The 22064-nt window shown below is 53.4% G+C and carries 21 protein-coding genes and 1 pseudogene; 20 read left to right on the forward strand and 2 right to left on the reverse strand.

The features are described from left to right. Positions 1 to 3: 3 nt before the first annotated feature. The 19 genes and pseudogenes from flhA (at position 4) to N3G78_06345 (ending at position 15893) form a co-directional block, all read left to right on the forward strand. The gene (gene flhA / locus N3G78_06255; GenBank protein MCX8117512.1) at positions 4 to 2094 is read left to right on the forward strand and encodes a flagellar biosynthesis protein FlhA; all 2091 of its coding nucleotides are present in this window, start codon (positions 4 to 6) and stop codon (positions 2092 to 2094) included. A 33-nt stretch (positions 2095 to 2127) separates the two neighbouring features. Beyond that, the gene (locus tag N3G78_06260; protein MCX8117513.1) at positions 2128 to 3135 is read left to right on the forward strand and encodes a hypothetical protein; all 1008 of its coding nucleotides are present in this window, start codon (positions 2128 to 2130) and stop codon (positions 3133 to 3135) included. A gap of 13 nt (positions 3136 to 3148) precedes the next feature. After that, positions 3149 to 4087 (forward strand): MinD/ParA family protein, encoded by a 939-nt coding sequence (locus N3G78_06265; GenBank protein MCX8117514.1) that lies wholly within the window; start codon positions 3149 to 3151, stop codon positions 4085 to 4087. Continuing rightward, a complete protein-coding gene (locus N3G78_06270; protein MCX8117515.1) occupies positions 4084 to 4929 on the forward strand; it encodes a FliA/WhiG family RNA polymerase sigma factor in 846 nt (281 codons plus the stop codon). Before N3G78_06265 ends, N3G78_06270 begins: the two co-directional genes overlap by 4 nt. Further along, positions 4917 to 5300 (forward strand): chemotaxis response regulator CheY, encoded by a 384-nt coding sequence (locus N3G78_06275; GenBank protein MCX8117516.1) that lies wholly within the window; start codon positions 4917 to 4919, stop codon positions 5298 to 5300. Before N3G78_06270 ends, N3G78_06275 begins: the two co-directional genes overlap by 13 nt. Before the next feature lie 5 nt (positions 5301 to 5305). Further along, on the forward strand, positions 5306 to 5527 hold the full coding sequence (locus N3G78_06280) for a hypothetical protein (GenBank protein MCX8117517.1): 222 nt from the start codon (positions 5306 to 5308) through the stop codon (positions 5525 to 5527). A 33-nt stretch (positions 5528 to 5560) separates the two neighbouring features. Beyond that, complete coding sequence (locus N3G78_06285) at positions 5561 to 6046, forward strand: hypothetical protein (GenBank protein ID MCX8117518.1); 486 nt, start codon at positions 5561 to 5563, stop codon at positions 6044 to 6046. Between the two features lie 37 nt (positions 6047 to 6083). Next, entirely contained in the window at positions 6084 to 7220 is a 1137-nt protein-coding gene (locus tag N3G78_06290; protein MCX8117519.1) for a flagellar hook-length control protein FliK, read from the forward strand. Between the two features lie 65 nt (positions 7221 to 7285). Next, positions 7286 to 7561: pseudogene (locus N3G78_06295) on the forward strand (EscU/YscU/HrcU family type III secretion system export apparatus switch protein). A 172-nt stretch (positions 7562 to 7733) separates the two neighbouring features. Further along, a complete protein-coding gene (gene flgF / locus N3G78_06300; protein MCX8117520.1) occupies positions 7734 to 8438 on the forward strand; it encodes a flagellar basal-body rod protein FlgF in 705 nt (234 codons plus the stop codon). A 22-nt stretch (positions 8439 to 8460) separates the two neighbouring features. After that, a complete protein-coding gene (gene flgG / locus N3G78_06305) occupies positions 8461 to 9243 on the forward strand; it encodes a flagellar basal-body rod protein FlgG (protein ID MCX8117521.1) in 783 nt (260 codons plus the stop codon). 10 nt (positions 9244 to 9253) lie between these two features. After that, positions 9254 to 10018 (forward strand): flagellar basal body P-ring formation chaperone FlgA, encoded by a 765-nt coding sequence (gene flgA, locus N3G78_06310; GenBank protein ID MCX8117522.1) that lies wholly within the window; start codon positions 9254 to 9256, stop codon positions 10016 to 10018. Between the two features lie 30 nt (positions 10019 to 10048). Then, positions 10049 to 10762 carry a flagellar basal body L-ring protein FlgH gene (locus N3G78_06315; GenBank protein MCX8117523.1) on the forward strand — a complete coding sequence of 238 codons (714 nt, stop codon included), beginning with the start codon at positions 10049 to 10051 and terminating at the stop codon, positions 10760 to 10762. Positions 10763 to 10777: 15 nt separating this feature from the next. Then, positions 10778 to 11947, forward strand: coding sequence for a flagellar basal body P-ring protein FlgI (locus N3G78_06320; protein MCX8117524.1), 1170 nt, complete (start codon positions 10778 to 10780; stop codon positions 11945 to 11947). 358 nt (positions 11948 to 12305) lie between these two features. Continuing rightward, complete coding sequence (locus N3G78_06325) at positions 12306 to 12809, forward strand: flagellar protein FlgN (protein ID MCX8117525.1); 504 nt, start codon at positions 12306 to 12308, stop codon at positions 12807 to 12809. Between the two features lie 2 nt (positions 12810 to 12811). After that, complete coding sequence (gene flgK / locus N3G78_06330) at positions 12812 to 14263, forward strand: flagellar hook-associated protein FlgK (GenBank protein MCX8117526.1); 1452 nt, start codon at positions 12812 to 12814, stop codon at positions 14261 to 14263. Between the two features lie 10 nt (positions 14264 to 14273). Then, the gene (gene flgL, locus N3G78_06335) at positions 14274 to 15167 is read left to right on the forward strand and encodes a flagellar hook-associated protein FlgL (protein MCX8117527.1); all 894 of its coding nucleotides are present in this window, start codon (positions 14274 to 14276) and stop codon (positions 15165 to 15167) included. 45 nt (positions 15168 to 15212) lie between these two features. Further along, positions 15213 to 15437, forward strand: a complete 225-nt coding sequence (gene csrA / locus N3G78_06340) for a carbon storage regulator CsrA (protein ID MCX8117528.1) — start codon at positions 15213 to 15215, stop codon at positions 15435 to 15437. Between the two features lie 33 nt (positions 15438 to 15470). Further along, complete coding sequence (locus N3G78_06345) at positions 15471 to 15893, forward strand: flagellar assembly protein FliW (GenBank protein MCX8117529.1); 423 nt, start codon at positions 15471 to 15473, stop codon at positions 15891 to 15893. A gap of 96 nt (positions 15894 to 15989) precedes the next feature. Here the strand turns inward: N3G78_06345 and flgM are convergent, their stop codons facing one another. Beyond that, positions 15990 to 16298, reverse strand: a complete 309-nt coding sequence (flgM, locus tag N3G78_06350) for a flagellar biosynthesis anti-sigma factor FlgM (GenBank protein MCX8117530.1) — start codon at positions 16296 to 16298, stop codon at positions 15990 to 15992. Positions 16299 to 16315: 17 nt separating this feature from the next. Then, entirely contained in the window at positions 16316 to 16750 is a 435-nt protein-coding gene (locus N3G78_06355; protein MCX8117531.1) for a hypothetical protein, read from the reverse strand. Positions 16751 to 17043: 293 nt separating this feature from the next. Between N3G78_06355 and N3G78_06360 the strand changes: the two genes are divergently transcribed. After that, positions 17044 to 20142, forward strand: a complete 3099-nt coding sequence (locus N3G78_06360) for a tetratricopeptide repeat protein (protein ID MCX8117532.1) — start codon at positions 17044 to 17046, stop codon at positions 20140 to 20142. Positions 20143 to 22064 lie beyond the last annotated feature (1922 nt).

Consider the following 22064-nt stretch of genomic DNA (forward strand, 5'->3'; position numbering starts at 1 on the left):
ACCATGGGCGGACCGGAGGGTTTCCTTTCCATTTTCAAAGGGGTTCGAAAGATCCAACAGGCCGATCTCTATCTGGCCACAGGGGTGGTTTCGATTCTCCTCGTCATGATCCTGCCCCTACCTGCGCTCCTGATCGATCTTCTCCTTTCGGTGAGCCTCACCTTCTCGCTGATCATCCTGCTGACCTCCCTCTACATCAAGACCCCTCTTGAGTTTTCCACCTTCCCCTCGCTCCTGCTGATGACCACCCTTTTCCGACTCTCCCTCAATATCGCCACGACCCGCCTGATTCTCCTCCACGGAAACGAGGGGACAACGGCAGCCGGCTATGTGATCCGGTCCTTCGGCCATTTCGTCATCGGCGGAAACTACTTCGTGGGTTTCGTCATCTTCATCATTTTGGTCATCATCAATTTCATCGTCATCACCAAGGGAAGCGGCCGGATTGCCGAGGTGGCTGCCCGGTTCACCCTCGACGCCATGCCCGGCAAACAGATGAGCATTGATGCCGACCTCAATGCCGGGTTGATCGACGAAAAGGAGGCGAGGAAGCGGAGGGCCCAGATTGCCCGGGAGGCCGACTTCTACGGCGCGATGGACGGGGCCAGCAAATTCGTGAGGGGAGAGGCCGTGGCAGGCCTGCTCATCATGCTCATCAACATCGTCGGAGGGTTTCTCATCGGGGTCTTTCAGCACCGGATGCCTTTTTTAACCGCTGCCGAGACCTTCACGGTCCTGACGATCGGGGATGGCCTGGTCTCTCAGATACCCGCCTTGATGATCTCCACAGCCGCGGGAATCATTGTGAGCCGGGCGGCCTCGGAGCACCATATGGGGAGGGAACTGGGAAACCAGATCCGGCTCCAGCCCCAGGCCATCACCCTTTCGGCAGGCATCCTCTTCTTTTTGGGACTGATTCCAGGGCTTCCCCATCTGCCCTTCATCGGCCTCTCCTTAGTCGTCGGCCTTCTCAGCTACCTCGTCTACAAGGAGCAGAGCCGGGTGGAGAGGCGACAGGCCGAGGAGGCCCGAAAATTGGTTCCCCCCACCGCACCGGAGCCGGTGGAATCCTTCTTGAACCTCGACCGGCTCGAGCTGGAAGTGGGATACGGTCTGATCCCGATCGTGGACGAGGAGCAGAACGGAGACCTCCTGGATCGCATCCGATCGATCCGGCGCCAGTTCGCCCTTGAGATGGGGTTCATCGTTCCCCCTCTGCGGGTCAGGGATAATCTCCAGCTGAAGCCGGGGGAGTATCGCATCCTCGTCAAAGGGAATGAGGTGGCCCGGGGCGAGGTGATGCCGGGCTTTGTGATGGCCCTCAGCGCGGGGGAGGTCAAACGGGATCTCGAGGGGATTCCGACCCGTGAACCGGTCTTCGGACTTCCCGCCCTCTGGCTCCCTGAGAAGCGGAAGGACGAGGCCCAGTTCGCGGGGTATACCGTGGTCGACGTCTCCACGATCATCACCACCCATCTGACGGAGGTCCTTCGATCCCATGCCGATGAGCTCCTGGGACGGCAAGATGTCCAGAAATTGCTCGATCGCCTGGGCCAACAATATCCGAAGGCCGTGGAAGAGTTGACCCCCCAGCTTCTTTCTCTGGGCACGATCCAGAGGGTCTTGCAGAACCTCTTGAAAGAACGGGTCTCCATCCGGGATCTGCTGACCATCGTGGAGACGTTGGCGGATTATGCCCCCCTGACCAAAGACCCCGATCTCTTAACCGAATATGTCCGGCAGCGGCTGGCCCGGACCATCGTCAAACAGTATGAGACGCCGGAAGGGGTCCTGCCCCTCATCACCCTGGATCAGCAGACCGAAGACCTGCTGCGGGACCGAATCCAGAAAGGAGACTATGGGACGACCCTCGTTCTGGAGCCAAGCCTGGTTCAGAAGATCGTCTCCAACCTCCACCAGATTCTCGAAAGGATGACCCAACTCAATTATCAACCCGTTCTCCTCTGTTCGCCGGTGCTGCGGAGGCATTTGAAACGCCTGCTCGACCGACTGCTTCCCCAGATCGCGGTCCTCTCCCATACCGAATTGCCTCCGCATACCAAGATTCAATCGTTGGGGACGGTGACGATTTGAGAGGGGTGAGGGAGAAGGGAAGAGGGGATTGGTATGCAGATTAAACCGTATTCAGGAAAAGACATGCAAGAAGTCCTGAGGAAGGTGAAGGAGGAGATGGGCCAGGAGGCGATCATCCTTTCGACCCGGAAGGTCAAAGGGGGGATCGAAGTCGTCGCCGCCATCGATCGTCCTCCTGCCGGGGCATCGGAGACCCCGATCCCTCCCCGTTTTTACCAGCTTTCCCCCTCCGAGGGCGCGGTTTTATCCGGGAGGTCGGAAGAGGAACGCTTTCTTCAGAAACTCACCTCTGCGGGCCTCTATCCTAAATTCGTCCAGGAGCTGGCCGAGGCGATCCATGACCTCCATCAAAGGCCTCTTGCCGTTCCCCTCCCGGAGGCCTACCGGGGTCTTCTCAACTGGAGATTGATGGAACAGGTGGAGGTGATGGTCCCCTCCCCGAGCCGGCCAAGGGTTTGGGCCTTTGTCGGGCCCACCGGAATCGGAAAGACGACCACGATGGTGAAGTTGGCGGCCCATTACCGGTTGAAGGAGACCGATCGGGTCACGCTGATCACGACCGACACCTACCGCATCGGCGCGGTGGAACAGTTGAAACAGTATGCCCAGCTCTTGCGCCTTCCTCTCGAGGTGGCCTATCGGCCCGATGACCTGAGACGGATCATCGAACAGCATCAGGACCGGGACCTCCTCCTGATCGACACGGCCGGCCGAAGTCCGAAGAGTCCCGAGGCCATGGAGGAACTGAAAGATTTTATGACCGCGCATCCGAAGATCGAGAATCACCTCCTCCTCAGCGCGACGATGAAAGAGACCGACCTCGCTTGGATCGTGGACCGGTTCCGGGTGATCCCCATCGCCAGCTACATCTTCACCAAGCTGGACGAAACGACCCATTATATCCCCCTTTTCAATCAACTGATGCGATACAAGAGGCCCCTGTCCTACCTGACCCATGGCCAGAACGTCCCCGAGGACATAGAACAGGCCACCAAGTCCCGGGTGGCCCACATGGTGCTCGATACGCTCCTATTCCATTGAAGAGGTGAAGAGGATGGATCAAGCAGAAGGACTGCGAACGCTGATGGCCCCGTCTTTGGATGGGAGAACCGGCTACCTTCCTGGCCGGGAGAGGGAGCAGAAGGAGGGCCTGAGGGGCTCTCCACGGGTCATCTCCGTCACGAGCGGGAAGGGCGGGGTGGGGAAGACGAACGTGGTGGTCAATCTGGCCCTGGCCCTCAGTCGATTGGGGAAGAAGGTTTTGGTCCTCGATGCCGACCTGGGGTTGGCCAACATCGACGTCCTGTTAGGTCTGGTTCCGCGGTTTACGATCGAGCATTTCTTCCAACGTCAGAAGACCCTTCCAGAGATTCTCATCGAGGGGCCCGGCGGGATCCGCATCCTCCCCGCCAGCTCGGGCGTCTCGAGCCTTGTCCACCTCGACGAGACCCAGAAACTCTTCCTGTTGGAGGAGGTGGAGCTTCTGGCCGAGGAGATCGACCTCCTTTTGATCGACACGGGGGCCGGGATCTCCTCCAACGTCCTCTACTTCAACATGGCGGCCCAGGAGTCGATCGTGGTGGTCACGCCCGAGCCGACCTCGTTGACCGATGCCTATGCCCTCATCAAGGTCTTATCGACCCACTTCGAGAAGAGGCATTTCATGGTGCTGGTCAATTTCGTCTCGAGCGAAGAGGAGGCGAAACGGGTCTTTCGGAAGATCAGCAAGGTGATCGACCGGTTTTTGAAGAGCCTTTCCATCGATTATCTGGGGTTTATTCCCTTCGATGAAAAGCTGCCGCAAGCGGTGAGACATCAGAAGCCCGTGCTGGAGGTCTTTCCCGCGGCCCAGTCGAGCCGGCGCTTTGAGGATCTTGCCCGGGTTCTCCAAGACCGACTTTTGCCTCCGCTGCCCACGGGCGGGATCCAGTTCTTCTGGAAGAGCTTATTCCAGGCGCAGAACCGTCTCGAATTGGAAAGGGGGATGGTGTGAAACCGAAAACCCTATACCGAACCCGACCGGAGCCAGCGGTGGATCCAGCCTCCGCCCCTTTTTCTTCCTCGGAAGATCGAAACGAGGTCATCCTGCGCTATGCGCCCTTGATCAAGCATGTCGCCCATCGGCTGGCCATGAGGCTTCCCTCCCACATCTGCGTGGACGATTTGATCAGCGCAGGGGTCATCGGTCTGATGGACGCCGTATCGAAGTTCGATCCCGAGAAGAAGGTAGAGTTTAAAACCTATGCCGAATTCCGGATCCGCGGGGCGATGATCGACGAGCTGAGGACCATGGACTGGGTCCCGCGTTCCCTCCGGCAGAAGGCCACCCAGATCGAACGGACGATCCAGCAATTGGAGAGGCGAAACGGGAGGGCCGTTGAAGACGAGGAGATCGCCTCTGCGATGGGCCTCTCCCTGGACGAGTACTACCGGACCCTCAAGGATCTCCAGGGCCTCTCTCCCATCGATCCCGAGGAGGTCCTGAGGCGATGCCCCCGGGTCTCCATCGAGGACGTCGTGGAGATCCTTGCCGGAGAGGAAGAGAACAACCCTTTTCATCAATACAGCCTCAACGAGCTGAAAGGGCTCCTCTCCAGGGCGATCGACACCCTTTCGGAAAAGGAACGGACCGTCCTATCCCTATACTACTACGAGGAGCTCACGTTGAAGGAGATCGGTGAGGTCCTGGGCCTCACCGAATCGAGGATCTGTCAGATTCATGCCAAGGCGATCTTGAAACTGAGGTCTCGCCTGAAGGCCTACCTGAGAGAAGACGAAGAGGCCCCAGGGCCTCTTCCATCTCATGCCAAAGGAGAAGTCCGATGCCCAACTTAACGATGAACATTTTGGTGGTGGATGACTTTTCAACCATGCGGAGGATCATCAAAAACGTCCTCAAACAGCTTGGCTACGCCAACATCTTCGAGGCCGAGGATGGGATGGCCGCCTTGGAGGTCCTCAAGCGGGAGAAGATCGATTTTATCATCTCCGACTGGAACATGCCTCAGATGACCGGGCTTGAACTCTTGAAGGCGGTGCGGGAAAGCCAGGCGTGGAAGGACATCCCTTTCCTCATGGTGACCGCCGAAGGGCAGAAAGAGAATGTGATCGAGGCGGTCAAGTATCGGGTGAACAACTATGTGGTGAAACCCTTCACCGCAGAGACCCTTACGGAAAAGATCAATAAAATCTTCGAGGGAAGGTGATCCTCATGTCCGAAGAGATCGGCTCCTCGACCCCGCTTGGCCAACTTCGGCCGATGGATCGCTCCAAGGACACGGGTCAGAGGCCCTCCGAACGGGACCTCCCCCTTCAGAGGCGGAGACCAAAGGTGAAGGAGAGCCCAGAGGAAGAGGAGAAGGGCCATCGGCGAGGGCCTGAGGAGGGAGGAGAGCCCTCCTCCGCTGGCAAGATCGTTGACATCGTCATCTGAGCCGAATTGTCTCAATCGAAAAGGAGGGAGCGCATGGTGAACTTGAATTCTCTTTTCAGTTCTTTGGAGTCCGGATACCTCTTGTTGACCGGGAGCATCTTCCTTCTGATCGTGGCTATGGTGGTCTATTTTAGGAAGATTTTAGCCCTTCTCAGGCCCGCAGGGACCGCGGGAAGAAACCCCGAAGGTCTGGCCCAGTGGGTTCAGGAATCGGAGCGCCTCTATGAGGAGCTTTCCAAGGTTCTCGAAGAGCGGAAGAAGATCGCAGAAGGATTGATCGCCCAACTGGACGAGAGGATCGAGGCCCTGCGGGCGATGAAGATCGATCTGGACCGATATGATCGTCCGATCGCCGAGGAGGTCTCCCCGAAAGAATCGGAGGAAGAGGTGCTTAAGATGGCCCAGGAGGGGAAAGACTATTCAGAGATCGCCAAGGAGACCGGGCTTTCCGTCGGAGCCATCCAATTCATCATGAACCTGAGGCGATACGAGGAGGCGTCCCCCTTCAAGAGCCCTTGAGGGTTGACCCTGCCCTCCTTGTCCTCCACTCCCTAACGTGAAAACGCTCTTTTCCCCGACATCCACCACCGCTGGGCTGATTCGCCTCGATGCAACCTCGATGAAGGCCCTTCTCCCTTTGGAGATAGGCCAGGTCCTCAAGGGGAAGGTCCTCGAGGTGATCGATGGCCGACAGGCGATCCTTCAAGTGAAGGAGTCTGTTTTCAAGGTGGAGAGCCGGATCCCTCTCCGGGAGGGCATGGAGGGAAGGTTTGAGGTGACGGCCCTCCGGCCCCACATCCTTCTCAAACTCCTTCCCGGAGAAGAGGAGATGCTTTCGAGCGAGGCCAAGCGAGGCCTCGCCTCCCTTCTCACAGCCCTCCCTTCGGAAGCGCTCTCCCAGCGGCTCCATCAAATCTGGGAGTGGGCGAGAGAGAAGGGCCCTCCTCAGATTCGAGCGACGATAGAGCGTCTGTGGCAATTGGGGACGTCGATTTCTCCGGGGCCATCGGGTTTGATCGGTCCCGAACAGATCGAGAGATGGATCGCCGGAAGCGGCCTCTTCTTCGGGGTCCTTTTCGGAGAGGTGGTCAAAGAGGGAAAACTGAACCGCAACGAGGAAAGGTGGCCTCGAGATCTCAAAGGCCTCTTGATGAGATTGAAGGGCCAGCTCCTCCATGAACGAAAGGGATTGGAAGCCTCGGCCTTAGGGCCAAGGGAATTGGAGGAACTCCTTGAAGGCGTAGACCTCCTTCTTCAGAGGATCGAGGCCTATCAACAACTCTCGGCCGCTTCTTTCCAGACCGGAGGGAAGCTCTTTCTCCTCCTCCCCCTTTGGATGGACGGCTTCCTCCGATTTGTCGATCTTCAGGTGTCCCTCCATCGCCGCCAAGATCCGCAGCCCTCCGAAGGCGAGGGAAGGACGATCCAATTTCTTCTTCACCTGCCGGAGTGGGGGAAGGTGAGCATCGAGGTTCAGACGATCGGCAGGCGGCTTCTCGGACGGTGTCTTTTCAGCCAGGAGGACGTGGCGACCTTCTTCAGAGAGAATCTTCCCGATCTTCTGGAAAGGCTGGTAGGGCTTGGATTTCAACCCGAGATCGAGGTGACCACTCAAAGGGCCGAGAAGATTTTGGAGAATTTTTTGGCCGAGATCAAGGGAGGGGAAAGGCCCTTTCTGGATCTCATCGTTTGACCTCTTCTGTTAGGCCTCCCGGGCCACGGGTCCTGGGCAAGGGAGAGCCGGGAGAGAGGACTTCTATGGGAAAACCCACCTCACCATTGCGATCGCTCAAAAAGGCCGTGGCTCTCAGGTACCGGCCCAAAAAGGATCGGGCCCCGAAGGTGACGGCCAAAGGGGAGGGTTGGTTGGCGGAGAAGATCATCGCCCTGGCCAGGGAACATGGGATTCCCATCCGGGAAGACCCTGCGTTGGTTCAGATCCTCTCTCAGCTCGACCTCCAACAAGAGATCCCTCCGGAGACCTACCGGATCGTTGCCGAGATCCTCGCTTTTGTTTACCGGGTGAACCAGAAGTGGAAGGCCTCGAGGGTCAAGACCGAAGGGGGCAAAAATTTCCCCATGCCGGAGCGCTCTTTGCCCGATCGGGTCGGAAAAGGGCCCGTCCGATGAGCGTTATCTGGCCGGAATCGAAGGAGACTACCTTGGCACAGGCCTTGCAAATTTTGGGATTAAAGGAGAGACGACGATGAGATCGCTTGATCTATCCGCTGCAGGGGCGCTCCGTGAAGAGAGACGATTTCACCTGATCTCCCACAATCTGAGCAATGCCCAGGTCGTGGGCTATAAGAAGGACGTTCCCCGTTTCTCCCTCCTCTTGGCCCAGGCCCTGACCCCCTTGGAGGCCGAGAGGGCCGACACTTCGAGGACCTCCTTTCAGCAAGGGAATATCCTAAAGACCGGGAACGATCTCGACCTTGCCATCGAAGGAGAGGGGTTTTTTAAGGTGATGACGCCGAGGGGGGTTCGTTATACCCGGTCCGGTCAGTTCAGGTTGGATCGAGAGGGTAGGTTGGTCTCGGCCAGCGGATTTCCGGTCCTCGGCCAGAAGGGGGAGATCAAGGTCAGTGGAAAGGCGATGGTCATCGAGAAAGATGGAAGGGTTAAGCTGGACGGGGAAGAGGCGGACCGGATCGCCCTGGTCACCTTCGATGATCTGACCCAACTGACCAAAGAAAGCCTCACCCTCTTCGCCCCGAAAATGGCCCAACAGGAGAGGGAGGTGGAGGCCCCCCTGGTCCTCCAGGGCTACCTCGAGGAGTCGAACGTCAATGCTCTACAGGAGATGGTCAACCTGATCGACACCCTCCGCTCCTATGAGGCCAATATGAAGGTGATTCAGGCCAAGGACGAGCTCACCGGGAAGGTGGTCAATGAAATGGGAAGGGTCTAATTCGATGAGGAGGAGGTAGACGATGCTTCGAGGGCTTTGGACCGCAGCCACAGGCATGGCCTGTCAGCAGACCAATATCGATGTGGTGGCCCACAACCTTGCCAATGTAAACACGAATGGGTTCAAGAAGAGCCGGGCCAATTTTCAGGACCTGATGTATCAGAACCTCCGGACGGCCGGCGCCACCACCGCCGACGGCGGGCAGGTCCCCTCCGGGATTCAGGTGGGGATGGGGGCGAAGGTGGTCTCCGTCGAGAAACTCTTCATCCAGGGAGACTATGTCAACACGAAGAACGAGCTCGACGTGGCGATCGAGGGGAAGGGGTTTTTTAAACTGATCAACAATGGCCGCGAGGTCTACACCCGATCCGGCGCCTTCAAACTGGACAAGGATGGCTATATTTGTGACAGCCATGGAAATCGGCTCCAGCCCGAATTTGCCGTCCCTCCGAGGACGGCCACGATCACCATCGACTCCGGAGGACGGCTGGTCGCCTCAGGGCCGGACGGAAGGGAGCTCGGAAGCGTCCAGATCCAGCTGTTCAACTTCCCGAACCCCGCAGGGTTGAGAAGTATCGGCCAGAACCTGTTCCTCCCGAGCGAGGCCTCAGGAGATCCCACCCAGGGCAATCCCGGGACCGATGAATTTGGGACCCTCGCCCAGGGCTTTTTGGAGATGTCGAACGTGGACGTCGTGGAGGAGATGATCCACATGATCATGGCCCAGAGGGCTTATGAGATCGGGAGCAAGGTGATCCAGGCGGGTGACGACATGCTCCAGATGGCCAATAACCTGAAGCGATAGGAGGCTTCGGATGAGAAACCCGAAGAAAAAGATCTTCCTCCTCTTCCTTTCGGGCATAACCGGCGGGACCCTCTTCTTGATGGCCTCCGCGGCCACGGGACAGACCTCTCTTTCCTTCGAGGTCTTCCATGAAGGGAATGGGTTCGAACCAGAAACGGTGAAAAAGAGCTTAATCACCGCCTATCAGCTTCTCTACCCTGAAAAACGGTTCCGGGTCGAGGTCAAGGCCATTCACCTCAACGAAAAAGTCGTGCTCCCCCCAGGGCCCCTTCTGGCCGAGCTCACTCTTCCGGAGCAGGCTCGACGCGGGGGGACGATCTCTACTTCGATCCTCTTTCGGGCCCAAGGGAAAGAAGCGGGGAAGATCAGGGTGAGCGGAAGGGTTGAGGTCTACACCGACGTCCTCGCGGCAGGCCAATATATGGGCAAACATCAAGAGATCCAGGAGAAGGATCTCCAGTGGGTGAGCCGAAGCCTCAACCTCCTCCCCCCGGATTACCTCGTCGAGAAAAGCGATGTGGTCGGGAAACGGGTGACCATTTCGATCAACCGTGGGGAGGTGTTAAGGGCGGGGATCGTAGAGGAACCTCCCCTGCTCAGGCGAGGGGACCGGGTCATCCTCCTCTTTGAGAGCCCCAAGCTCCGGATCACCGCATTAGGGGAGGCCAAGGAGGAGGGAAGGAGGGGAGATCGGATCCGGCTGATCAACCTCACGAGCCGAAAAGAGGTGACCGGCAGGGTGATGAACGAGCAGATGGTGGAGGTCGACTTTTAGAAATAAGAGATTGATGAGGATGGGCCGATGATGGCGAAATGGTCTCGGATCGGAAAGGGGTTCTGGCTCTTTCTGGGAGGCGCGCTGGTTCTTTCGGGTTGCGTGACGAGCGAGGTTCACCGGTTGATCCCACATAAGGTCGACAAGGAAGGGCTCGCTCACCCATCCCCCGCTCTCCCTTCCCAGGAAGAGGGAAGCCTCTGGTCCCCTTCTCACTCGGCCAATCTTTATAGCGATGTGAAGGCCAGAAATGTGGGCGACATCGTCACGATCAGCATTGTGGAGTCGGCCAGGGCCTCGAAGAACGCCGAGACCAAGACCGCCAGGGATTCCGGCCTGAACGCCAGCTGGACGGGGATATTCGAACTCATCACCAAAGGATGGAAGTTCCATAAGACCCCCATCGGGACCAGCCACCAGATCGACTTTTCCAATCAATTCGATGGAAAAGGGGAGACCACCCGCTCCTCCTCCATGAACGCCTATATCACCGCCAGGGTGGTGCAGGTCTTCCCCAACGGCAATCTCCTGATCCGTGGGACGAGGTTGATCCAGATTAACAACGAGAACCAGTATATCTCCATCGAGGGGATCGTCCGGCCGGAGGATATCTCCTCGACCAACGTCGTGTTATCGACCTATATCGCAGAGGCCAAGATCGAGTTGACCGGCTATGGGGCGATCAGCGACAAGCAGAGGCCCGGCTGGTTGGTCCACCTTCTCGACTGGTTATGGCCTTTTTAGGAGGTGCACGGTGGGGTGAAGACGACCGTCGTAATCCTGACCCTTCTCTTTTTCTCGGCCCTGCCCGCCGAAGCGGCACGGTTGAAGGACATCTCGGCCTTCAAAGGGGTCCGGACCAACCCCCTCTTCGGGTACGGGCTCGTGGTAGGGCTCAACGGAACCGGGGACGGTTCCGGGAGCGAATTCACCATCCGCTCGATCATCAACATGCTTGAACGGATGGGCGTCCATATCGACCGGGACAAATTGAGTCAGGTGAAACCGAAGAACGTCGCGGCCGTCATGGTGACCGCGGTCCTCCCCCCCTTTGCAAAGGTCGGAACGAGGGTCGATGTGACCGTCTCCTCCATCGGAGATGCCAAGAACCTCCAAGGCGGAACCCTCCTGCTCACCCCCCTTAAAGGCGTGGATCAGCAGGTCTATGCCCTCGCCCAGGGCCAGGTCCTGACCGGAGGCTTCGCCGCAGGTGGAGCGGCGGGAGGGGGCGTCCAGAAGAACCACCCGACCGTTGGGATGATCACCAAAGGGGCGCACATCGAGCGGGAGCTGCCCCAGAACTTGAACGGAAGGAAAGAACTCCTTCTCACCCTGTTCAATCCCGATTTTTCCACGGCCGTCAAGATCAAAGAGTCGATCAATCAGGTTCTGAACGGGCCTTATGCCCGGCCCCTCGATTCGGCCACCCTCTCCATCACCGTTCCCGATCCCTATCAGGAGAGGGTCGCCGAGTTGATCGCCCTGCTGGAGAAGGTGGAGGTCGTGCCGGATGCGGTGGCCAAGGTCATCATCAACGAAAGGACCGGCACGATCGTGCTCGGAGAGCATGTCCGAATTTCCACCGTTGCCATCGCCCATGGCTCCCTCCATATCCAGGTGAAGGAATCCTTCAACGTCTCCCAACCCCCTCCTCTCGCACCTCCGCCGCCCCGGGGCTCGGCCACGACCGTTGTTCCCCCGGAAGGGGGGATAGTGGTGGCACCCGGCGGTTCCACCGTGGTCACTCCTGAGTCGACCGTGACGGTGAAGGAGGAGGGTCAGCCCCTGAAGATTGTTCAGGGGGGGGTGAGCCTGGGGGAATTGATCCGTGCCCTCAATGCCATTGGCGCAAGCCCCAGGGATCTCATCTCGATCCTTCAAAGCATCAAGGCAGCCGGTGCGCTCCAGGCCGATCTTGAGATCCTATGAGGATCAAGAAGGGCGGACAAGATGCCGATAAATAAGATAAATGATGCCCCCATAGGACAGGGAGATCCAAAATTACAAGGTCCCCGGGAGAGAGATCCAAAGAAACTGGAACAGGCGTGCCGGGATTTCGAGGCCATCCTGATCCAACAACTTTTTAAGACGATGCGGCAGACCCTTCCTCGCTCGGGCCTCTTCGAGGCAGGCCAGGAGAGAGAGGTCTTCCAGTCCCTTTTCGACGAAGAGATCAGCAAGACGATCTCGAGAAGGGGGGAAGGATTGGGCCTGGGCAAGGTTCTGTATCAACAATTTATGAGGAGGGAGAGAGCGATCCCGCTGAGAAAGGAGGTTCAACCCCAGGATGGAAGAGTGGAGGAAGGAGGTCGATACCCTCTATCGCCTTCTCGACCAGGAGGTGTCCCATTATCGTCAGCTGATCGGAGAAGTGAAAGAGGAGGCCCGGTGTCTGAGGTCGGGCGACCCAGAGGCCCTGATTCGGTCGGTCAGGGTGATTGAGGATTGGACACATAAGATCCGAAACTTGGAAGAGGAGGTTCGGAAGAGGGCCCAAAAACTCCTTGGCTCCCTTGGGAAAGGCGGGGTGGACCATCCCCTTTCCTCCCTTCTGCCTCTTCTTCCACCGCCCCATCGAAGCAGGCTCTCCTCTTATCAAAAAGAGATCGATCACCTGAAGACTTGGCTCAAACAGATCAATGAACGGAATGTCATCTATATCCGCGACTGTCTGGACCTCCTTTCCAGTCTGATCAGACCGATGGTGGAGGGAGATGGGGCCTCGTCCCGTTACCCAGGCTATCGGCCCTTGAGGGCCACGGCTCCCATGGCCTTGAACCAGGAGGTGTGAGGATGAGCGGGATCCGGAACGTCATCGACATTGCCAAGGGGGCCCTCCTGGCCAACCAGAAGGCGATGACCGTGATCAGCCACAATATCGCCAATGTGAACACACCGGGTTATACCCGACAGAGGATGATCCTCGAGGCCAATCCTCCCTATTTTGCGAACCGGTTGAAGATCGGAATGGGGGTGAAGGCCGAATCGGTGGTCCAGTTCGTCGATCCCTTTGTGAACCGCAGCATCCATCAGAAAACCTCCCTCCTGAAGGAGCACGAGACCCGGGCCTCCGTCCTGTCTCAGATGGAGGTCATTTTCAATGAGACCAAGGGTCAGGGTTTGGTTCAGGCCCTGAACGAATTCTGGAACGCCTGGCAGGATGTGGCGAGCTCCCCCAACGGGATTTCCGAGAGGACCGCCCTCCTGGCCAAAGGGGAGGTGCTGACGAGGCAATTCCATGTGATGAGCGAATCCCTTCATCAGATGAAGAGCGAGATGAACACCAACCTGAAGATCTCTCTCCAGGAGGTGAACCAGCTGGTTCGGCAGATCGCAGAGCTGAATGAGAAGATCGTCTTTGCGGAGTCGAACCAGACGATGGCCAACGATCTGAGGGATCAGCGTTCCAGCCATCTGGAGAGGCTCTCCGAGTATTTAGGGAATGTCTATGTGACCGATGCGCACGGGGCCTGGACCGTGATGACCCCCGACGGGATGATCCTGGTCGACGGGAAGCATTACTGGCAGTTAAGGATGGAAGGGGATGCGATCTACTGGAACAACATCCCCAATGACATAAGCAAAAAAATTCAAGGGGGAAAGATCGGGGCCTGGCTCGATTTGAGGGATGATCTCATTCCGCAGACCATTGCCAATTTGGATGAGCTGGCCGGAGCCCTGATCCGGGAGGTCAATGCCTTGCACGTGAGAGGGTATACCCTTGGGGGGGAGACGGGGTTGAATTTCTTCGCCCCCTTCAAAGCCCCTCCGGAGACCCCTCACTTGAATGATTTTACGGGGGCGGCCTCCTATATCCGCTTGAGCGACGAGGTGAGAGGCCTGCCGGTCAATGTGGCGGCCGCCCGCGCTCCTGGCGCCCCGGGTGACAACGAGAATGCCTTGAGAATCGTCTCGCTCCAGACCGATGGGTCCCTCTCGCTTCGGCGATGGAACTACGCCCAACGGGGCCTCTCCATCTCGAGCACCCTCCAGATCGGCACCCTCGACGACTATTACCGGATGATGGTGGGCGAGATCGGCATCCTTGTGGACGAAGCCTCTGAGAACCATGATTTTACGAAGGCCCTGATGGATCACCTCACGGCCTTAAGGGATTCGGTCTCCGGTGTCAATCTCGAGGAGGAGATGGTGGAGTTGATGAAGATCCAGAGGGCCCACGAGGCGGCCTCCAAGCTGGTGACGATCACCGACGAGATGCTCCAGTCCCTCCTTGCCATGAGATAGAGGTGAGACGATGCGCGTGGCCACCCGATCGTTCTATCAATTCGTTCAGGAGAGGATCCTCAGGCTCACCGAGGAGCTGAAGCGGGTGAATGATAAGGTCTCTTCGGGGAAGAATCTGAACCGACCCTCGGATGATCCCCTTTCCCTCCTCGAATCGCTCAACCTCCGAACCGGCCTGGCCCAGATCGAGCAATATCAGAGGAACATGAGACGGGGGGAATCTTGGTTGAGTTTGAGCGAATCTGTCCTCACCCAGGCCCTTCTCCTGTTGGACCGCGCCAAAGAGATTGCGGTTCAGATGGCCAGTGACACGCAGACGGCCGAGACCCGATCCTTTGGAGCGACTGAAATCGATCACCTCCTCCATCAGGCGATCTCTCTGGGCAATACCAGACTGGGAGGGGCCTACATCTTTTCCGGGTATCGGACGGAGACAGCCCCCTTCGCCAAGATAGAGGCCGGCGGAGTCGAGACGGTCCAGTACCGAGGGGATGAGAACGATTTCCAGGTCATCATCGGCAGGGATGAGACTTTGACGATCGGGAAGAACGGTCAGCGGGTCTGGATGAACTCCGGGATCTTCGCCTCTCTCCTGAGGTTGAAACAGGCCCTCCAGACCAACGACAGAGAGGGAATCCGCCAGGAGATCGGGGAATTAGGAAGGGTGCAGGATTACCTCAATAACGAGGTGGCGGACATCGGGGCGAAGACGAACCGGCTCGATGGAAAGCGGGAGGTCCTCCACCAGCTCGATTTGGATCTGAAGGACCGCCTCTCCCAGATCGAGGATGCCGATTATGCGAAGGTGATCACGGAGTTGAGGGCGAAGGAACTGGCTTATCAGGCCGCCCTTCTTGCCTCGACGAGGATTGCCGAATTGACGATCCTCAATTATTTCAAATAGGCACACGATGTCGGATCAGGGTCTATTGGCCAGGGAAGGTGAGGGATGCTCCTTCTGACCCGCAAGGTCGGGGAATCGATCGTCATCGGCGAGCGGATCAAGATCCATGTCATCGAGATCAGGGGACAGCAGGTTCGTCTTGGAATTGAGGCCCCGACGGAGACTCCGGTGTTCCGCGAAGAGATCTTCCAAAAGATCGTTGAGGAGAACCGTCTGGCCTCAGGGGTCGAGCCTCACCACCTCCATCTTTGCCTCGGGAGAAAGGAGTAAACTCGGTTGCAGCTTTTTACGGACCGTTTCGGAATGATCGAAATCGCAGAGGATCAGATCCTCCATCTTCCCGATGGGATGATCGGTTTCCCTGACGAAAAGCGATTTGTCCTTTTAAAACACAGCGAGGAATCCCCCTTCCTCTGGTTCCAGTCGGTCGATAACGGCCACCTGGCCTTCGTCGTGACCGACCCCTTCTGGTTTCAACCCGACTACGATTTTGAGATCGATCCTCAAGAGGCCGAGGTTCTCGAGCTCAAAGGCCATCCCGAGGAGGTCCAGACCTTGGTGGTGGTCAATCTCCATCTCTCCAATGGCCCGCCCGTCATCACGGCCAACCTCCTTGGACCGATCGTCATCAATCTTCGGAAACGATTGGCGAAACAGCTCGTCCTCTACCGGAGCGCCTACTCTCACCGACACCCGATTCCGCTTCAAAGTAATCAAAAGCCCTGAAGGATCTTCGGATGATCCTCAGGGCTTTCCTTTAATTTTCAGAAAACCCATCGCTTTTCCAAAGGAGGAGGATGGGAGGAGAAGTTTTTTTGTGTCTTAAAGCAGATCGAGAAGAGACTCTTTTATAATCTTCTCGGCAAGGGCGTCCCTTTCCACATGGTAGCGGCCTTCCTCGATCTGTTTTTTCAGCTCCGCGACCCGCTCCGCCCGTATGTCAGGGGTGGATCGGAGGACCTCGTAAACCTTCTGCATCTCTTTCGAGCGGGCCGAGAACTCGACGCGATCTCCGGACAAGGGCTTGGCCTCCATTTCCCCGGCCTTGGAAGGCCTCTCCGGTGGAGGGGTGGATTGGGACTGAGGGACGTTCTGCAAAGGGTTCTTCTGATGAAGGTCTGATATTTTCATGCCTCGCTCCTTCCCGCTCAGATGAGATGTTCGTGGATGAACGATTTCGTCACCTCATACAGTTTATCCTTGAGGAATTTGTTCTCCTCGGGCGAGAGATACTCTTGGTATCCCCCATTGTTCTCAGAAAGGATTCTGAAAACCATCCCTTGGCCATCTTCTGAGGTGACATCAAGGGGCTTTCCGTACTCCTGGCTCAACCGGTTCAGGATGGCCTTCCCCGTTTCATTTCGTGGCGACCCGTTGACCAGCTGGGAGATGATCTCTTCGGCGATCTTGTCGATGATCAACATCTTTTTGCTCTCCTTGGAGATGGTCACCTCGTCCCGTTGCCCCGCCTGCTTGGCGAGTTTGTCCTTAGAAATCCGGGACTTCGCCGAAAGCTGCTGGGTATAAGCCCTCAAGACGTGCTGGACATGGTAGTCGGTGAGGATCATGGCCTTCTCGTTCATCATACTTATCGGCTCCCCCCTGAAAAACTTTAACCTTTTTTCCAAGAGCGGCAAAAATTTCCTTTCTCACACTAAAGAAATGGATGTTCTTACCTTATTCAGAAATTTAAAAAGCATAACTATTTGTAATTTTAAGCATTTACATTGCAGTCATCTGGCATGAACCTTGCCTAAATAGATAAGTGAACTCGATCGGTTTTTACTTAGGGAAAGTTGTAAAAAGAGGCTTTTAAAGAAATAAAGGAATGAATCAATAAGTCGATAAGTTAAAATGAATTAGGAATAGGAGGACCATGGGAAAAACATTGAAGATTTTAGGAAGAGGAAAGGTTCCCCAACGCACCATTTTTAATGAAAGGTTTGTGGCAGAATGCTGTGAAACCTTCCATTTCCATATTAGGAATATCCGGCATGAATTTAAATGGGAAGATTTTTTAAAGTTAACACAAGCCTTTAAGGAAATTGATGAAACTTATTCCAGACATGGGAGACCGAAGTCTCATCACCATCTTGAGTTGGGAAGGACGCTATTAAATCCTAATCATAGCTCCCAGGAACTTTTGGTTGAACTCTGTGAAAATATTTACAAAAAATATCCGACAGGATGGGATTCTTATTTTCATGAAGAAGACTCATTCATCCATCTCCATTTTCGTGATCTTCGGATCGAGATGGGTAATGCCGAATTCCTTGAGTTTGCGAAAATCATAAGCCAAGCCTATAGAGAATTGGTGGCTTTGAAAGCTAAAACTCTATCAGAAGTGTTTGATCTGCTCGATCAACAAAAAATCATTTATGCCGTGCTTCGAAACTGGGAAAACCTTCCAGAAAAGGTTGAAGTTGGGCCACACAGCGATCTGGATTTAATCATTCACCCAGACCATGTTGAAAGGTTTTGCGAACTCGTAAATGCACAATCAACTACCCAACTCCCCTATAGAGTCCAGCGACGGGTTATGATAATGGGCCCAGAAGGAGAGCAATCTTACATTCTCGTAGACCTTCGTCAACCTGGAGATGGCTACTTCCCAGATATTCTTGCCTACCAGATGCTCAATCGGAGGGTTCGCTTCAGAAACTTTTGGGTGTTACATCCAGAAGATCATTTGGTTGGGCTTGCTTACCATATCCTTTTCCACAAAGGATATGTGGGGGAGGGATATCTCGATCGATTGAAATGGTTATCCAGTCATTTGGCCAAATGGCCCTGGCGCTCCATTCAAGGTCCCTCTCTTATGTCCTATCTAAAAAAAATATTGTCTGATAACAACGTTCATTATGTTTGTCCGGTCGATCTAACAGTTAGACCGACTTTACCTATGCTTTATCCAATTGAGTATGTAGTAAATCAGGGCTACCGGCGGGATGACAATGGTCAGCCTGTCTTTTCACGGGTGTATAAAGTGTTTTCTGAAAGGGGAGAGCCCTTTCTGGTGAAACAAGCCAGTGGCTCATTCGCAAAACATGAATTTAGGATTTTGAGCAAGTTGAACTCGGAATATTTCCCAAAGGCGTGGGGGTACGAGGAATATGAGGGGTACTCCATCTTCCAAGAAGAATATATTGAGGGGACCCCCTTGTCTGAAGCTCATCCGATGATATCGGCATGGGACTTCACAGAGGCAAAGGAATTTGTAGGAGGATGCATCAAAATACTCAAGGCCTTAACTTCGAGTGAGATCGAGCATAGGAATATTTGTGCAGACCACCTTTTGATATCCGGCAAAAGGCCGGTGTTGATAAGTTTTGGGCGGGCTAGGCCTAAAGAGAGACCCCTTGAAGGGCTAAATGGAAAAGAGAAAACTTCAGAGGACTGTTCTCCAAAAAACGATCTCTGCGATCCTTATGATATGGGATTGTTGTTACGGAATACTCTTGAACCTATTTTCCCTCAATTCTCTCCATTGATCGAGACGTTACTGAAAAGTAGAAAAGAGAAGCCTGTGAACTGGGATACAGTGGATATTCTTTTCACCACCTTGGAGGAACCGACATTTTCATCATCTGAGGAAAAATTTTTAGCCTATTGCAATGCGGGACGATACCAAAAAGCCGAAGAGATTCTTCCCACTTTGGGAACATTTCAAGATGAGTCAATACGTTTTTGGATCTATTACCTCAAATTCATCAATCGGGAAGAGTCCATCGACTTTGCCCTTTCGATTCCCCAGTATATCAAGGAAAATAAGGGTCTCCTATGTCGATTAATTCGAGAGTGTTTTGAAACAAAAAAGATAAACCAGGGAGCGACCCTAGTTAAACAATTTCTATCCACCTCCATCGCCCTTCACCCAGATTGGACCTTCTCGATCTTTATTGATTTGGGTGATCATTTTCTTGATGACCATTTTCATGAGTTATCCAAGGTCCTCCCTCCGAATATTTTAAAGGCCCTTTACGACGAGAGAGGGAGGAACCGGGAATGGGTCCGCCTTTGGATTTCCAATCTATGCAAATATGGTAATCTGTCCGATCTACAAATGGCGTTAGGCGAAATCAATATGGATCCAAAATCCCTGCCCCCCTCTTGCCTCTCCGAAATTGCTCAAAGGTTTTTTTCCGAGGGTGAGGAGGCAAATGCATTGCTTTATGCAAGTCGTGCCCTTGATGAGGATCCTTATTTTGCAGAGTGTGCGAAGATATTAGCCACTCTCCATGAAAAGCATGGCAACATTCTTGAAGCGGCTAAGTGGTGGAGACATTATCTGACGTTAAACCACGATGAAGATTCCTCAATAAAAAACTACATCGGATCGAGCGCTAAGTTTGAAGGTGACCATAAAGAGGAGGATCACCCGTGGATTCTGATCCCCAAGTTGACCGAAGATATCTATTCCAAAAATCTGGCGATGATGAAACGGCAGCTCGAGGAAATTTTACATACAGAGTTAGGTAATCATCCGATTCTTAAAAAGGAATACCAAGAAATTGTCGAAAGGATGAGTGTTGGCGAATCAGATCCTAATAAAAAGGCCCTCCTAAATTTAGAAAAAGTATTGCTGGAGTTTCCCAATAATGCACTCGTTCATAATGATTTAGGAGTGCTCTATTATAGGACAGGAGACCTTCAGAGGGCTATGAAATATTTTGAGTTGGCCATAACCCTTGACCCCTGGAATTATGATTTTAAAAAGAACCTGGCCGACCTTTCTCTCGAGCTTCATCATTATCCCCAAGCCATAAAGTTATATCAAGAAATTTTGGCGAAAAGCTCCGAACAAACCGATGATTATTTAAAAGTCGGGTATTGTTACCTCCAGTTAGGTTCTCTGTCCAAAGCGTCTTATTATTTCAAAAAAGTATTAGAACTTGATCCAGAAAATAAGATAGCTAAAGATTATCTTGCTCTCACGGGGAATACCACAAGAAACGGATGTTCCAATCAAGTTTAAGGGGGAAGGCGACCTATGACTGTTCGGTTGAAAATAAATAAATGGAATTTCCTCATCGATTGAGCCGGAGGGCTGCCAACCGATGCATGCCCCGAGGCCGCTGGAAAAATGTTCTCAACATGATAACCATTTTGGAACGAAAGGATTTCCAATGAAATTAAGTGAATTTCAATACGATTCGTTCAATCGCATCTATCTTCCAGATCGTTCTTCAAATCTCCCCAGCGAGGGGAAAAAGGAAGAGTCTCCTCAAGAAAAGATCGGAAAAAAGCAACCTACAAGTCATGATCCCCTCGATACAAATAATGAGACGTCCCTATTATTTGACGAACGAATCTATCTTATTGATGCAATAAAAGAATTATTGCCTTCCGGTGGAAAAGCGCTTGAGTTAGGGGCGAGCTCAGTGGGAATCAATCAAATTCTCTCAGGCTATTATGGGCAGATAGATGCCGTTGAAATAGATTTAGATCGAGCCAAAAATCTTAGCTTGCAAACGGAGAAAATGGGAAACATCAGAGTATTTGTTGGAGACATTTTCGATTTGGAATATCCCCATGAAGATTATCATTTGGTGATTTTATTAGGCGTATTGAACCACCTTTTAAGTGATGGGGATGAAAATATTAAAGTCTCTCTATCCTCCTTTTTCAATAATATTTATCTCAGCCTAAAAAACGAAGGGATAATGTTAATTGCTTTAGACAATCCCTATGGCATGAAATTCCCCATTAACGGCCTCCAAGATCATCGACAAAAAATATTTTTAGACTGCAAAGGGTCTTCAGAAGAGGCTCCTTTGATATTTAGCCGAGATGGATTGGAGGCGGTCTTAAAATTAGCAGGGTTTAAAAATACTCAATATTACCATCTATTTCCAAATTGGAAAGCCCCAAAATTAATTATAAGAGAAGATGATGAATTTTATGGATTAAAACCAACAGGACTTTTAAGGGGTAATTTTGAAAATTACCCAATGGACAAGAGGCCGTATGATTATCCCGATGCGCTTAGAATGGAATCAGCCATTAAAACTCGGCTCCTATTTCAATTGTCGAATTCTTTTCTAATCCTTTGCTCAAAAAATGAGCAGAAAAATTTGAGAACAAGGTATATGATTAGGAAATATTGGGATTATGCCAAAAATAATCCCGCGCTGCACCATGTTATCGACGTCGTAAAAAAACCAGACGCAGAGGCGCAAGTAGAAAGAAAATTTCTGTATCATTCGAAGACGGAGATGACCTTAAAAAAATTAAATATCAAAATGATTTCGTCAAAATGGATCAAGGGAGAATCCCTATTGAACGAAGCCTATCTTTCCATCCTCCGGAATGATTCCCTGCAATCCTTTCGCAATTTGCTAAGAGAACTATTGAACAATTTGATCATCAATTATGGGACTGGAAAAAAAGATCGAGAGGGATATCCTGAGGTAGATGGGGAGGCATTTGATTACACTTTTTGGAATATCAAAAGGGATGAGCACGGCCTTTGGCATTTTATCGATCCCAAGTGGACTTACTTGGAACCATTGCCAGCAGATTACATTTTATATAGGTCAATTATTGGTATTTATAACGAGATCAAGCCACTTATCGCCTATAAAGATCACCAAACGTATCTATTAGATACACTAAAAGATATATTTCCAGAGTTTAATATGGATCGCCTCATGAATCATTTTCAAAGGGAACAAGAGAAAGAGGAGGAGTTAAAGAATAGTGTTTCTCATTGGTCGGAAGAAGAAACGAGCCACCTAAAGAGTGAGCCCGCGAGGAGTCAAATCGAAGTTATCTCAAATTCAGAGAGGGCGAAATCGGGACAAGTCAATTATCAAAGAAACACTAATTCTTTTTTGGCACCTGAGTCTTATCAGAAGCAGGCCTTTTTTGAGAGAGGAAAAAAGACTAACCCTAAAA

The sequence above is a fragment of the Thermodesulfobacteriota bacterium genome (genome assembly GCA_026415035.1).
Classification (GTDB): domain Bacteria; phylum Desulfobacterota; class BSN033; order BSN033; family UBA1163; genus RBG-16-49-23.

Excerpts from the sequence above, each read along its gene's own strand:
- flhA (MCX8117512.1), top strand. The coding sequence starts at position 4 with ATGGGCGGACCGGAGGGTTTCCTTTCCATTTTCAAAGGGGTTCGAAAG.
- N3G78_06260 (MCX8117513.1), top strand. The coding sequence starts at position 2,128 with ATGCAGATTAAACCGTATTCAGGAAAAGACATGCAAGAAGTCCTGAGG.
- N3G78_06265 (MCX8117514.1), top strand. The coding sequence starts at position 3,149 with ATGGATCAAGCAGAAGGACTGCGAACGCTGATGGCCCCGTCTTTGGAT.
- N3G78_06275 (MCX8117516.1), top strand. The coding sequence starts at position 4,917 with ATGCCCAACTTAACGATGAACATTTTGGTGGTGGATGACTTTTCAACC.
- N3G78_06280 (MCX8117517.1), top strand. The coding sequence starts at position 5,306 with ATGTCCGAAGAGATCGGCTCCTCGACCCCGCTTGGCCAACTTCGGCCG.
- N3G78_06285 (MCX8117518.1), top strand. The coding sequence starts at position 5,561 with ATGGTGAACTTGAATTCTCTTTTCAGTTCTTTGGAGTCCGGATACCTC.
- flgF (MCX8117520.1), top strand. The coding sequence starts at position 7,734 with ATGAGATCGCTTGATCTATCCGCTGCAGGGGCGCTCCGTGAAGAGAGA.
- flgG (MCX8117521.1), top strand. The coding sequence starts at position 8,461 with ATGCTTCGAGGGCTTTGGACCGCAGCCACAGGCATGGCCTGTCAGCAG.
- flgA (MCX8117522.1), top strand. The coding sequence starts at position 9,254 with ATGAGAAACCCGAAGAAAAAGATCTTCCTCCTCTTCCTTTCGGGCATA.
- N3G78_06315 (MCX8117523.1), top strand. The coding sequence starts at position 10,049 with ATGGCGAAATGGTCTCGGATCGGAAAGGGGTTCTGGCTCTTTCTGGGA.
- N3G78_06325 (MCX8117525.1), top strand. The coding sequence starts at position 12,306 with ATGGAAGAGTGGAGGAAGGAGGTCGATACCCTCTATCGCCTTCTCGAC.
- flgK (MCX8117526.1), top strand. The coding sequence starts at position 12,812 with ATGAGCGGGATCCGGAACGTCATCGACATTGCCAAGGGGGCCCTCCTG.
- flgL (MCX8117527.1), top strand. The coding sequence starts at position 14,274 with ATGCGCGTGGCCACCCGATCGTTCTATCAATTCGTTCAGGAGAGGATC.
- csrA (MCX8117528.1), top strand. The coding sequence starts at position 15,213 with ATGCTCCTTCTGACCCGCAAGGTCGGGGAATCGATCGTCATCGGCGAG.
- N3G78_06345 (MCX8117529.1), top strand. The coding sequence starts at position 15,471 with ATGATCGAAATCGCAGAGGATCAGATCCTCCATCTTCCCGATGGGATG.
- flgM (MCX8117530.1), bottom strand. The coding sequence starts at position 16,298 with ATGAAAATATCAGACCTTCATCAGAAGAACCCTTTGCAGAACGTCCCT.
- N3G78_06355 (MCX8117531.1), bottom strand. The coding sequence starts at position 16,750 with ATGAACGAGAAGGCCATGATCCTCACCGACTACCATGTCCAGCACGTC.
- N3G78_06360 (MCX8117532.1), top strand. The coding sequence starts at position 17,044 with ATGGGAAAAACATTGAAGATTTTAGGAAGAGGAAAGGTTCCCCAACGC.